10 protein-coding genes are annotated in these 12,589 nt (G+C 60.0%); 6 read left to right on the top strand and 4 right to left on the bottom strand.

Going from position 1 to position 12,589, the window contains the following annotated elements; all coding sequences use genetic code 11:
• Positions 1–55 precede the first annotated feature (55 nt).
• Positions 56–4,678 carry a dermonecrotic toxin domain-containing protein gene (locus BMH52_RS08585; protein WP_073843396.1) on the top strand — a complete coding sequence of 1,541 codons (4,623 nt, stop codon included), beginning with the start codon at positions 56–58 and terminating at the stop codon, positions 4,676–4,678.
• A gap of 4 nt (positions 4,679–4,682) precedes the next feature.
• Here the strand turns inward: BMH52_RS08585 and BMH52_RS08580 are convergent, their stop codons facing one another.
• Positions 4,683–6,221 (bottom strand): PLP-dependent aminotransferase family protein, encoded by a 1,539-nt coding sequence (locus tag BMH52_RS08580; RefSeq protein WP_019818147.1) that lies wholly within the window; start codon positions 6,219–6,221, stop codon positions 4,683–4,685.
• Between the two features lie 87 nt (positions 6,222–6,308).
• Here BMH52_RS08580 and BMH52_RS08575 point away from each other — a divergent pair, with 87 nt between their 5' ends.
• From BMH52_RS08575 to BMH52_RS08565, 3 genes are read left to right on the top strand one after another with little or no spacing between them, the layout of a single operon-like run.
• A complete protein-coding gene (locus BMH52_RS08575; RefSeq protein ID WP_019818148.1) occupies positions 6,309–6,947 on the top strand; it encodes an FMN-binding negative transcriptional regulator in 639 nt (212 codons plus the stop codon).
• Entirely contained in the window at positions 6,944–7,390 is a 447-nt protein-coding gene (locus tag BMH52_RS08570; protein ID WP_073843394.1) for a GNAT family N-acetyltransferase, read from the top strand. Before BMH52_RS08575 ends, BMH52_RS08570 begins: the two co-directional genes overlap by 4 nt.
• 10 nt (positions 7,391–7,400) lie before the next feature.
• On the top strand, positions 7,401–8,072 hold the full coding sequence (locus tag BMH52_RS08565) for a GNAT family N-acetyltransferase (RefSeq protein ID WP_073843392.1): 672 nt from the start codon (positions 7,401–7,403) through the stop codon (positions 8,070–8,072).
• 115 nt (positions 8,073–8,187) lie between these two features.
• Here BMH52_RS08565 and BMH52_RS08560 read toward each other — a convergent pair whose 3' ends face one another.
• Entirely contained in the window at positions 8,188–9,090 is a 903-nt protein-coding gene (locus BMH52_RS08560) for a homocysteine S-methyltransferase family protein (protein ID WP_014720545.1), read from the bottom strand.
• Positions 9,091–9,204: 114 nt separating this feature from the next.
• On the opposite strand from BMH52_RS08560, the gene BMH52_RS08555 reads away from it, so the two are divergent.
• A complete protein-coding gene (locus BMH52_RS08555) occupies positions 9,205–10,026 on the top strand; it encodes an ABC transporter substrate-binding protein (RefSeq protein WP_073843390.1) in 822 nt (273 codons plus the stop codon).
• A complete protein-coding gene (locus BMH52_RS08550; RefSeq protein ID WP_014720547.1) occupies positions 10,023–10,793 on the top strand; it encodes an amino acid ABC transporter permease in 771 nt (256 codons plus the stop codon). Before BMH52_RS08555 ends, BMH52_RS08550 begins: the two co-directional genes overlap by 4 nt.
• Before the next feature lie 3 nt (positions 10,794–10,796).
• On the opposite strand, the gene BMH52_RS08545 is transcribed toward BMH52_RS08550, so the two are convergent.
• Positions 10,797–11,075: a helix-turn-helix domain-containing protein gene (locus BMH52_RS08545; protein WP_014720548.1), complete on the bottom strand. Its 279-nt coding sequence runs from the start codon at positions 11,073–11,075 to the stop codon at positions 10,797–10,799.
• A complete protein-coding gene (locus BMH52_RS08540) occupies positions 11,072–12,412 on the bottom strand; it encodes a type II toxin-antitoxin system HipA family toxin (RefSeq protein ID WP_073843387.1) in 1,341 nt (446 codons plus the stop codon). Before BMH52_RS08540 ends, BMH52_RS08545 begins: the two co-directional genes overlap by 4 nt.
• Between the last annotated feature and the right edge of the window lie 177 nt (positions 12,413–12,589).

Here is a 12,589-nt window from a genome sequence, read left to right as displayed (position 1 = left end):
TACCTTGCGCGTTCCTTAAAGCCCGTACGGGCCATTGAATGCAAAGGAGCTGCGCATGCCCAATGACACTGTCAACAATCACCGTCCACCTACTACCTATGAACTGCTGACCCAGTTAACCAGTGGCCCCACTATCCGCGAAGTGGCCGCAACGGCATTGCGCTCAGCCATCAAGGCGCTATATCCCACGCTGGATATCGAACCCGACCTGGCCATGGTCGTCAGCCCTCAATGGGTGGTGGTCGGCAACGACGTCGTGCGTGCGCCGGCCACTGTCGAATCGCTCACCTCAGTGCTGGCCCGCCAGGCACTGTCCAGCGAGAGAGTGACCTATATCGACGGCCAACATTTCCTCACCTTGCAGCCGTACGCTCTGATTCCTGTGCATCTGGCAGTGAAAATCGATGCCATCGCACGCCTGATCAACGAGCTATCCGACCTGCTGTTCACTGCGTTCCAGGAACAGCAACTGGACTTCTGGAACGCGTCCAATGGCACCACCGGTCCACGCTGGCAATCCTTATCCAGCACACTGAGGAAGGTGTGGAACATCACCGAAGAGCAAGGCCTGAGTGAGCACGAAAGCGCGATGGCACGTGCATTTTTCCAGGAACCCGACCTGGCCAGACGCTCGCTGAAAGACCCTTACAAGACCCACGCGTACCTGGTCGACGTGGACATTCTTGAAGCCGGCCGGTCCACCCATGCCAGCTTCCTGGATATCACCGTATTGGTGGGCGAGCACGCCAATCGCCCGATGATCCTGACGCACTCGTTGGTGAGCGGGTATGAAACGTTCGAGTCACTGGCACAATTGGGTGCCGCGCTGCCTGCGCGAATGAGTGCGCCCGCCAGCGACGCCACCTTGCAATGGCGCTTGTATGAACCCGACGGCAACTTCTTCGATACGCTGGCCTGCAATCTGATCTCGTTGCAAATCTACGCCATAGGCAGTTATGGCGAATCCGGCCTGGGTAACCTGGCCGAAGCAAAGGTGCCCGCGACCACGGTTGCCCGCATCGTGCCCAGTATCGAAGAAATGAGCGATCACCAGCTGTCGAATATCCGCGATATTCACCGACAACTTCCAGACTGGCTGGCTTCGGCAACGGACTCCGATATCGCCGCCTACGGCCGCTATATGATCAACCTGGCCCAACTGCACAGCCATTATCACGGCGAAACGTTTCAGGACGGCATTCCAGCCATTCGTGACTACGCCCGGACACAGCTGCAAAACCTTATCCGCTCCCCCCAAGCGGGGGCGCGCCTGGACCTGGATAACATCGAAATCGTTATCGAGAGCCCAGTGCTGTGGGGCACGTTTATCGTCCCCGGAGCCGTGGACACCACACGACGCAGCCTGATCGACCTGGCCTTGGAAAACCTCACCGGCCTGCCCACCGGCAACGTGACAGTGCACTACAATGGCAGGGGCGGTGACGCCCCCGCATGGCTGACCTACAGCTACCTGAAAGACGTGATCGAGGACATCGACATTGGTCAGCGCTACCCCGCGCTGGTCAAACAGCAACTGCTCGATGACCCCACCCAATCGAGTCACCGCCAACAGCTCTACATCCGCCACCTGCAGATTCAACTGCCGTTGCTGGCCCTGCAGATGAAAATCCGCAGCCAGGGCGGCTTCGATGAGCTGGGTTATCGCTACGTCGCCGCCGTCATGCATCCCGATGAACATACGCGCCGTGTCGACGGGCACCCCATTGTCATCCGCCGCCTGGCCTTCGTGCCCAGCCTGCGCCCCGGGCCTGAGCAAGACGTGGTCACCAATATGTTCGTGATTGGTCCGAAGCATTCCGGCAACGGTCCCTGCGTACTCTATCGGCCATTGCTGGAGCCAGCCCTGATGCAATTTGCGTCGCGGCAAAACCTGCTCTATGCCATCAAACATGAGCGCTCCTTGCGCGAGTCGGTGTTGGCCTGGCTACCTGAACCGCAAAGATTCAACTACGCCCAATACGTTTTCCCCGACACCCTTCCTTCGCCCTGGACCGTGGTGCGCGCACTGGTCGAACCGCTCACCGTGCTGTACATGAGTGGCCCGGTGACGTTGAGCGATGAAGAAATGGGCAATGACATTTTTGCCACGCTGTTCAAGGCCAACGCCAATGCCATGGTCGAGTTGGCGACACGCCAGTCGGTGTCCAACGTACAGAAACGCTGGGCGACCTTTCGACAGGCCGGCTGGCAAATTTTCAACGCCGCCCTGCCCTTCCTGGGCCGCACCCTTGGCATCGCCGCTTGGGTCTGGCAAATCATGGACGACCTGCAGGCCGCTGAGGAGGCCGTGAACAAGAGTGACCAGCCCGCCTCCTGGACAGCGTTGGTGGATGTCTTCCTCAACCTCGGCATGGCCCTAACGCTGCACATCGCCCTGCGCCACCCTCGAGCGTCCAAGCGATCCGCTTCCCCCAGGGTCGGCACTGAACCCACGAAAACGACGATTGAAACGGTAGGCAGGCCGTCCGTTACCGAGAAGACATTTACTTCAGTCCAACAGGCCACTATTTCCGACAGCCAACTTTCAGCCAAGCATCAAGGCCCCGTGCACACTCGCGGAGCCCTCAGTCACAGCCGCCTCGGACTGGCCAAGACGCTCGACAGCTTCAAGGTCGCCAAGCCCGAAAAACTCGGTGAACAAAATAAAAACCCCGGTCACCATCTCAATCTCTATCCGCTTGCAGATAAGTGGTACGCACCGGTCAGCGAGCGTTGGTTCGAGGTCACGGTGGATGACAACGACAGCGTCGTCATCATCGACCCGAAGGAACCTTCGCGTACCGGCCCACCGCTGATCGGCAACCTCGCGGGGCAATGGTTTATCGATGTCCGTTTGCGGCTACGCGGCGGCGGTCTTCGAAACCGGCGGCGTGCGGTCAAGATCGATCAGCCGGCGCGCATTGCGGCACTTATGACTCAACTCAACGCCTTCGACGCGGTCGCCGCCCGCCAACAGCTGGACGTGCTTGAGGCAAAGCCTGCGCTGGACGCTGCCCCAGGCCCGTCCACGGACCTGCGACGTACAACGTTCATCGGTAAAGTCGACAGCCGGCTGGCGGCGTATGACGAAGCGATCAGCCAACTGAAGTCCTTGAGCATCATCGACACGGTGCCCACCTACCAGAGCACTATGAGCGGTTACCTGAAACAGCAATTGCAACTGACTCAGATCGCTTTGGAGCAACAAGTGGTGAGTTATAGGGAGGCCCTGAAGTCGTCGTCCCCAATCCTCGACGCCGAGGTGGACATCGACTATAAAAACCAGGCTCGCAGCGCCCAAGACCTGTCCACCCTGAACCAGGCAATCATCAAGCGCCTGCAGTTCATCAACGACCGTTTCAACGATCTCAGAGCATTGGGAGATGAGGGTGCAGCCGTCATTCGTAAAACCATCGGGGAGTTGCCACAGCTGACCCTCACTGAACTCAAATCCCTGGAGATCATCCTGGGCCGCTACTTGTGTATCGATGAAGAGCAACGCCAGATCCCCGCCACGCTGCGCGAGCGGATGGGCCAGATCGTCGATAGCGCCGAACTGAACGTCGAGAGTTTCAATGAGATTGTGGAACGCGGTAATGGCGCATCGCTGGATGAGCGCATCGATGTACTCAACAGCCTGGTAGAGCAATTTTCCAGTGCCGACCAGCGCCTGCTCGATCTTCACGCCGATTACCCACAACACTTGCACAAAAGCCGCCTGGAAAGTTTCCGCCAACAGATTGGCGAGTTCAGCCAAAGGGCCGTGCACGACCTGGCGCAATTGCTGCGAACGAAGAAAGCCCTGGAGCCCAAGCCCGGCAGCTCGAAGACCGAGCCCCGCCCGCGGCGCAAAGTAATCAAAACACGCCATCACGGCTTGGTAATGGGTGAACCGCGTGAAACCGACAGTTCCCTGGTAGACGTCAGGGCCGGCATGACCGGCAAGGTGATCGCCACATTCCATGAAAAGTCGCCAGGGGTGTGGGTCACACGGCACAAAACTGCGCTGCACCCACCCGTGCCTGTTTCGGTGGACCTGGACACCAGCATCAACGCTGGGCAAACGCTATTGGAGGGCGAACACGCCGAAATTCGCAAATACAAGGGTTTCTCAACAAAGCCCTGGCATGCTCCGCAAGACATTCAAGATATGTTCGATGACTATGCAAAGACGCTGGAAGACGCGTCGAAGAACATCGAAGAAGCGCTGACCCAGCGCAATCTCACAGAAAGCGAACATACCTCCGCTGCTGTGACCAATCGTCATCTCAAAGACGCGGCACAACGTTTCTATCGGCAGGGCAAAGAAACCTACATCGACATGATCAAGCGCCAGCCCCCAACCGCGGAACGGGTGAACTGGCTGCACAGCCAGGGGCTGATCACCATCGTCAAGGTCATCACTCGGCGTGCCCTCAAGGGGCCCAGAAAGGACTTTCTGGACGAGTACGAGATTCGCGATAACGAGAATGGCACGGCGCTGTGGTACGCGCACTTTCACTATGAAACCAAGAACGCTGCATTGGAGAATTTCACCAAGGATCATCTCAAGACCCGCGAACAACATCGGCTCGGCGGCGCCCACCAACGTACCGGGCCCAGTGACTGGGACATCATAGAAATCCACCGCCGCAGTATCGGTGAGCAACTGGCCAAGTCGCTGTTCTTCAAGAACTGATCGGCTACGCCTTCCACGCTTGACGCAAACGCGCCAGCGCCTGCGCAATGGCCGCCTCCGGCACGGCGGCAAACCCCATCACCAGGCCAGCATGCTGGTCAGGTGGCGGGCGTGTGCCAGCCAGCCAATAGCTGCTCAAACCATTGATCTCGACATCCACTGCACGGGCCTGAGCGAGCAACGCCTGCTCCCGGGCCAGGCTGTCCACCCGCACCGTGATGTGCAAACCCGCCGCGGCATTTGGCAACGCGCCGACCCCGGGCAACCCGGTGGGCCATCCGGCCAACAACGCATTGCGCCGGCTGAGCGCGGCGCGACGCATCCGACGAATGTGGCGCTGGAAGTGCCCCGCCGCCATGAACTCGGCCATCACCGCCTGGGTGCTGACTTCGGAGTGACGCACGTCCACGGCGCGGCGCCGGGTGAAGGCTTGCACCAGGCCCGGTGGCAACACCAGATAACCCAGGCGCAACGCCGGGAACGCCACCTTGCCGAAGGTGCCCACATACAGCACGCGGCCACTGCGATCCAGCGCGGCCAACGGTGACAGCGGCGCGCCGCTGTAGCGGTACTCGCCGTCGTAATCGTCTTCCACGATCCAACCGCCTGAACGTTCGGCCCAGGCCAGCAATTCCAGGCGCCGAGCCAGGCTCATCACCACGCCCAGCGGGTACTGATGGGAAGGCGTGACATACGCCACGCGGCAATCATTGAGGGTACTGAGCACCTGGCAATCCATGCCCTCGCCGTCGACCGGCACGCCATGCAGTCGCCCGCCGGCCAAAGCGAATGCATGGCCGGCCGCGCGATAGCCAGGGTTTTCCACCGCCACGCCATCCCCAGGCTCCACCAGCAACTGTGCACAAAGGCTAATGGCCTGCTGTGCACCGCTGGTGATCACAATTTGTTCAGCCGTGCATTGCATGCCGCGCGAGCTGCGCAGGTAGGCGGCGATCAAACCGCGCAGGCGACCGTCACCGGCCGGGTCGCCATAGCACAGCTGTTCCAAGTCGGGTTTGCGCCAGAATGCCCCATTCAGCTTGGCCCATACTTCAAATGGGAACAGATCGAAAGCGGGGACGCCCACGCGAAATGCCCGAGGCGGCCCCAACGGCGGCTGAGGCAGATGATGGTCTTTTACCCGCGCCAAACCGGCGCTGTGGATAACTTCGTCATCCAAATCCTCGGGCAAATTTGCCCATTTTGTGGATAAACCTGGGGATAAGCCTGTTGACAACCCTGTGGATACTTTTGTGGATAGTTTTTCGGCCATCGGCAATTGGGCAACATAGGTGCCATCACCGACCCGGCTTTCGATAAACCCCTCCGCGTACAGCTGATCGTAGGCGCGCACCACGCTGTTGCGGGAAATCGACAAGGCCGCCGCCAGATCACGGGTAGCGGGCAGCCGCGTACCACTGACCAATCGCCCATCCAATACCCGCTGGCGCAGGGCCTCATACAGCTGGCGCGTGAGGCCCTGGCGGCGGTCCAGCTCGATACCGGCGGGGTTGAAGGACAACGGTGGCGAGACAGGCGGCATATTGGACCTATAAAAATAGCGTTAGATGGCTCTTACAACGAACCAATAGCCTGCCTAGGATGCAGGCATTCGCCAAGGAAAATCTCCATGTACACACCCCGCGCCTTTGCTCTCGATGACCTGCCCGAAATCCAGCAACTGATCCAGCACACCCGTCTGGCGCAGTTGGTAACCGTGGGTGAAAACGGCCTGCAAGCCAGCCACTTGCCCTTGCTGCTCAACCCCGATGAAGGGCCCAATGGCACGCTGTACGGTCACTTGGCCAAAGCCAACCCGCAATGGCGCGAGCTGCAAAATGGCGGTGAAGCGCTGGTGATCTTCGCCGGTGCCGACGCCTATATCAGCCCGGCGTTTTACCCCGCCAAGGCCGAGCACGGCAAAGTGGTCCCGACCTGGAACTACATCGCCGTGCACGCCTATGGCACGCCTGCGGTATTCAGCGACGCCGAGCGCTTGCTCAAGGTGGTCACCGCCCTCACCGACCGCCATGAAAGCGGCCGCGCCCAACCCTGGCGTGTCAGCGACGCACCGGCGGACTACATTGACGGCATGCTCAAGGCCATCGTCGGCTTTGCCTTGCCGATCGAGCGCCTGGTGGGCAAACGCAAGCTCAGCCAGAACCGCAGCGCCGCCGACATGGCCGGTGTGCGTGACGGCCTGGCCGCCAGTGCCGATGTACGTGACCAGACCCTCGCCCGCTTTATTCCCCAAGGAGTTTCAGAATGAGCTTGATCGACATTCGCCAGGTTACAGCCGCCGACCAAGCCGCCTGGCTGCCGCTATGGCAGGCCTACTTGGCGTTCTACAACACCGAACTGCCGGACGCCGTCAGCCAAAGCACCTGGCAACGCCTGATCGACCCCCGCGAGCCGACCCATTCAGCACTGGCCTGGCAGGACGGCAAGGCGGTGGGCATGGTCAACTTCATCTACCATCGCTCCAACTGGAGCATCGAGAACTCCTGCTACCTGCAGGATTTGCTGGTGGACCCGACCCAACGTGGCACGGGCGTAGGTCGCAAGCTGATCGAATTCGTCTACGCCATCGCCAAGGCCGATGGCTGCTGCAAAGTGCACTGGTTGACCCACGAGACCAACGCCACCGCGATCCAACTCTACGAGCGCATCGCCGAACGCCCAGGCCTCATCCAATTTCGCAAAGGTCTTTAAGGAGCACAGCATGATCAATTCCCTGGCTGATTGGAAAGGCGTCCCGGCCCCCACGGTTCAACTGCTTGAAGGGCGCTTTATCCGCCTGGAAAAACTCGACCCGGCGCGCCATGGCGATGACCTGTTCAACGCCCTGCAAGGCCCCGGCGCCGATCCCAAGCTATGGGACTATTTGCCCTACGGCCCCTTCCCTGAACGCAGCGCATTCGATGCCTGGCTGAATAATCACGCGGCCCATGACGACCCGTATTTTTTCAGCGTGATCGACCGCGCCAGCGGCCAGGTCCAGGGCATCCTCAGCCTGATGTCGATCGTGCCCGAACAAGGCCGCATCGAGATCGGACACGTCACCTTCGGTGCGTCGATGCAACGCTCGCCCAAAAGCACCGAGGCGGTCTACCTGTTGGCCAAGTACGCCTTCGAGCAGGGCAATCGTCGCCTGGAATGGAAGTGCAACAACGCCAACGCTCGCTCCAAGTACGCGGCCGAGCGCCTGGGCTTCAGTTTTGAAGGCGTATTCCGCCAGCACACGGTGGTCAAGGGCAGGAACCGGGATACCGCGTGGTATTCGATCCTGGATTCGGAATGGCCGAAGGTCGGTGCCGGGTTTGAGGCGTGGTTGTCGGAGGCGAACCAGAGTGACTCGGGCCAGTTGAAGACACTCGCAGAGTGTCGGGGTTAAGGCTCACATGTGTGGGAGCTGGCTTGCCTGCGATACAGACACCTCGGTGTATCAGGCAAAACCAGTTGATGCCATCGCAGGCAAGCCAGCTCCCACAGGTTTGACTAGCGGTGAATCAGTCGGTCAGGCGCTGCGCCAGCACCGCAATATGCTCCGGTCCGATGCCGCAGCATCCACCCAGATGGCTAGCGCCGCGCGCTTGCCAATCGGCCGCCCATTGCAAGTAGCCGGGTGGGTCGAGGTCGTCGCGCAACGGGTCCAGGCCATCGTTGGCCGTGGCTTCCTTGGGTTGCGGCGGGAAAGCGTTGGCGTAGGCGCCGATCTGAATCGCTACACCCAAACGGTCGAAGGTCTGGCGGGCAGCGTCAATCGCCGCGCCGATCACTTCCGGCTGGCTGCAGTTGAACAGCAATACCTGCACGCCCAGTTGCGCCGCCGCCTCGGCTGCGTCCGCCACCGGTTCGCCGGAGCGCAGGCGCGGCACCTCGTCGGTGTCTTCGTCTTTCAAGGTAAACGACAGCCAGAACGGCTTGCCATCCTTAGGCAACCCGGCATGGATCGCCCGTGCTTCAGCGATTGAGCTCTGGGTTTCCGCCAGCCACAGATCGACATGCGGGGCCAGGCCGTTCACCAAGGGGGTCAGCAACTCACTGACGCGCTCGGCCTGGAACAGATCTGGGCGATAAGAGCCAAACAGCGGCGGCAGTGAGCCGGCTACCTGCACGGCTTTACCGGAGGCCTGCACCGCCCGTCGCGCCAACTCACCGGCCAGGGCGGCGAGCGCCTGCCCTTCTTGGGCGAACCGCGCTTCGCCGATATGGAACGGCACCACCGCGTAACTGTTGCTGGTGATCACATTGGCGCCGCTGTCGATGTAGGCCGCGTGCACCGCCTCCACCGCTTGCGGCGCTTCGCTCAAGGCCAGTGCCGACCATTCCGGCTGACGGAACGGCGCGCCACGGCGTTGCAGTTCACGGCCCATGCCACCATCGAGAATTACTGTGCTTACTGCGCCCATATGCTTTTTACTCATATGCTTATGAAAATAACTCACTATGAGAGTCGTTCTTATAACTATTTAATGCGTACCGTTCGGTTAATAACAACCTCTTTTTTATTCAGGTGTTCGATTTTGAAATTCAGACCGCTGTTGGCCCTGGGCCTGACGATGTTGGCTGCTTCAACCCAAGCCTTTGGCGGTGCCACGCTGGATCGTGTCGAGCAGAAAAAAGAACTGGTCGGCGTGCTGATGGAAAGCTATCCGCCGTTTTCATTTCTCAATGACCAGAACCAGCTCGACGGTTTCGACGTGGACGTGGCCAAGGCCGTGGCGCAAAAACTGGGCGTGAAGTTGCGCCTGGAAACTCCGTCCTGGGACGTGATCGCCGCCGGCCGCTGGAGCGGACGCTACGACATCTGCATCTGCTCCATGACCCCGAGCAAGGCACGCGCCGAGGTGTTCGACTTCCCGGTGGAGTACTACGCCTCGCCCGCCGTGATTGTGGTCAATGCCAAGGACGACCGCATCCACGAAGCCAAGGACCTGAGCGGCAAGAAAGTCGGCCTCACTAGCGCCTCTAGCTACGAAAGCTACCTGAACAAGAACCTGGTGATCGAAGGCGCCGAAGACACGCAGTTGCAGTACCCGTTCGAGGAGGTGCAGATCGCCCCGTACGACACCGACAACGTGGCGTTCCAGGATCTGGGCCTGGGCGCTGGCGTGCGCCTGGATGCGATCCTCACCAACCTGGTCACCGCGCAGCCGCGCCTGAGCCAGGACAAGCGCTTCAAGCTCGCCGGTGTGCCGCTGTACTCGGAGCCCAATTCGGTGGCCATCGAGAAAGGCGACCCACAGTGGGACAGCAAAGTGCGTGAGGTCTTCGCCCAGCTCAAGCAGGACGGAACCTTGAGCGCGCTGTCGCAAAAATGGATCGGCGCCGATATCAGCCGATGAGTTTTCGCCTACGGCTTTACCTGACCTGGGCGGCGCTGTTCGCGCTGTTTGCGAGTTTCTTCCTGAGCTTTGATCTGAAGTTCTCGATCATCCTCGACAAGCTGCCCAACCTGGTCGGCCTGCACCTTGCGCCCAACGGCTTCCTGCAAGGCGCGGCGCTGACGCTGTTCTTGTGCCTGTGCGCCATTGTCGCGTCGTCGGTGCTGGGCTTTATCACCGCGTTGGGGCGCCTGTCCAAAAGTGCCGTGGCGTTCGGCATCGCCAGTTTCTACGCCTCGTTCTTTCGCGGCACGCCGCTGCTGATCCAGATCCTGTTGATCTACCTGGGCCTGCCGCAATTGGGGCTGGTGCCAGGCGCCATCGTCGCCGGGATCATCGCGTTGTCACTGAATTACGGCGCCTACCTGAGCGAGATTTTCCGCGCCGGCATCCTCGGCGTGCCCCACGGCCAACGCGAGGCCGCGCTGGCCCTGGGCATGCGCGACAGGGCGATCTTCTGGCACGTGACCCTGCCCCAGGCCATGCGCACCATCATCCCGCCGGCCACCAACCAGTTCATCTCGATGCTCAAGGACTCCTCCCTGATCTCGGTGATGGGCGTGTGGGAAGTGATGTTTCTGGCGCAGTCCTATGGCCGCTCAAGCTACCGCTATATCGAGATGCTCACGACGGCGGCGATCATTTATTGGGTGATGTCCCTGGGGCTGGAATTGATCCAGGCGCGGATGGAGCGGCATTTCGGCAAGGGCTACGTGCGGCGCGGTTGACGGTCAGGGCCTGTTGCGCCGCACCTTGACCACGCCCATCTGCAAACCGAAGGGCCGAAACACGGCATTCAGCGATTTCAGGGTTGGGTTGCCATCCCCATGTTCGATATGCACCAGGGTACGCACCGAAATTTTGCACATTCTGGCGAACTGGCTTTGGTGCAGGCCGGTCACTTCGATGCGCAGGCGGCGTACGGCGGAGCCCAGCTCAAGCGAGCCACCGGCCAAGCCTTGTTCGACGCTGTCGATCAACAACGCACGAGCATCCATGCTAATCGTCATCTCAACCCCCACTGCCTGAGACGCAGGTCCAGTTTCCCTAATGGGATGCTTGGGTGATTCAAGGTCACAGCGGGCACGCCACTGGCCACCAGAAGATCCGGTAATGCACGCAGGTGCTCGGCTGTTTGTCGCAGGCGTTCAAAGCTTTGCTCGGGGTCGACGAGGTCGGCCAGAGCCTCGCATACCGCTCGCCAATTGATATCCCCGGCGATTTCCAAGGGTTTGGGCCATTTGGTGGTTCGAGTGACGGCTTCAGCGTCCATTACCATGGGTGCCAAATCATAAATGGGGGCCAGGCGCAGCGCCTTGGGCTCGCGGATGATCGATGTATTGCGGCCGTGGTTATCCGAATTACCCAGCACTTTATTCAGCAAATCCCGGCGCAGGTACTCTGCGACCAGATCTGCGACGTGGTCCTCTTGTCCCACTGCTCGCCATTGATCGACCAACAGCCTCACCACCTCCAGATGATCCATGTAGCTGCCAGGGGTGGTCACACCGGCCAAGGAATAGATCGACTCGACGGCCAGCCGTTCAACACCGCCCTCACCCAGCCTGCGATCAAAACGATGCATCCACAGGCTGGGTTTTGTCGCCTCTTCCAGCGCCAGCCCTTGGGTGGCGACCGTTTCGATGCCAAGAGACTCAAGCGCCCGGTAATAGTGGTACTCACTTCGCAGGATATCTTGATCAGTCTGCGTAGCCTGGTTGCGCGCGAACTTGATGAACCAGTGCTGAGCGACGTCAGCGTCATTCAGGATCGCGTCTGGATACAGCAAGCCATCTACGCCTTGGGTCATCAACAATTTCGGTGCCTCGCCCCCTGCTCCGGTAGCACCGCCGATGGCAGCACCTTGTTCATAGGCATATTCCAGGAAACGGCTATCGCGACTGACGACCTCATGTCGTGCAAACCCCATCGGGGTTTCACCGTCCAGGGCTTGGATGGACTCCTTGATCCGCATGTTGCCAATCGGCGCCGGCGTACTGCGCCCCAGCAAGAACAAGTCGTCATCGATGGCCTGGGGTTTCTCACGACCAAGACGCTGCATCAAAAAGCGCTTGGCCGCGCCGGCTGGCGCGATATCGTGCAAAAAAGCGGGGGCTGACTTGAGCACCGTAACGTCCCAATCCAGCGGGAACCGGGCACTGGCCGCGTAGCAAAAAGGCTGCTGGATCTCTTCGAGGTGATCGGCCAGATAATCCTGGCGGTAATGAAACCTGCAGGGCCCGACAAAACCCCGTTGCGGTTCAGGAAATTCAAGCCGCATAGCATCATGCCAGTGCGCGGCGGTGAAAATTTGCAGCGTCAAAGAGTAAGCGGTGTCTTTCTGCAATTTAGTGCACCTGCTAAGCAGTGATGAGAGCAACACATGCAATATAGTGCATTTCTCACTCACAGAGTGTCTTTATATATGCATTAAAATGCAGATATGGAGGGGAAAGACCTGGAGATATGCAATTTAATGCATACGACTTGACCGTCATCACTGCGACACATTTCTGCAACGACC

The organism is Pseudomonas sp. BTN1 (assembly GCF_001907715.1).
In the GTDB taxonomy this organism is placed as follows: domain Bacteria; phylum Pseudomonadota; class Gammaproteobacteria; order Pseudomonadales; family Pseudomonadaceae; genus Aquipseudomonas; species Aquipseudomonas paracarnis.
The sequence above is the reverse complement of the archived record's forward strand: the minus strand, read 5'-3'. Positions and strand labels throughout refer to the sequence as shown.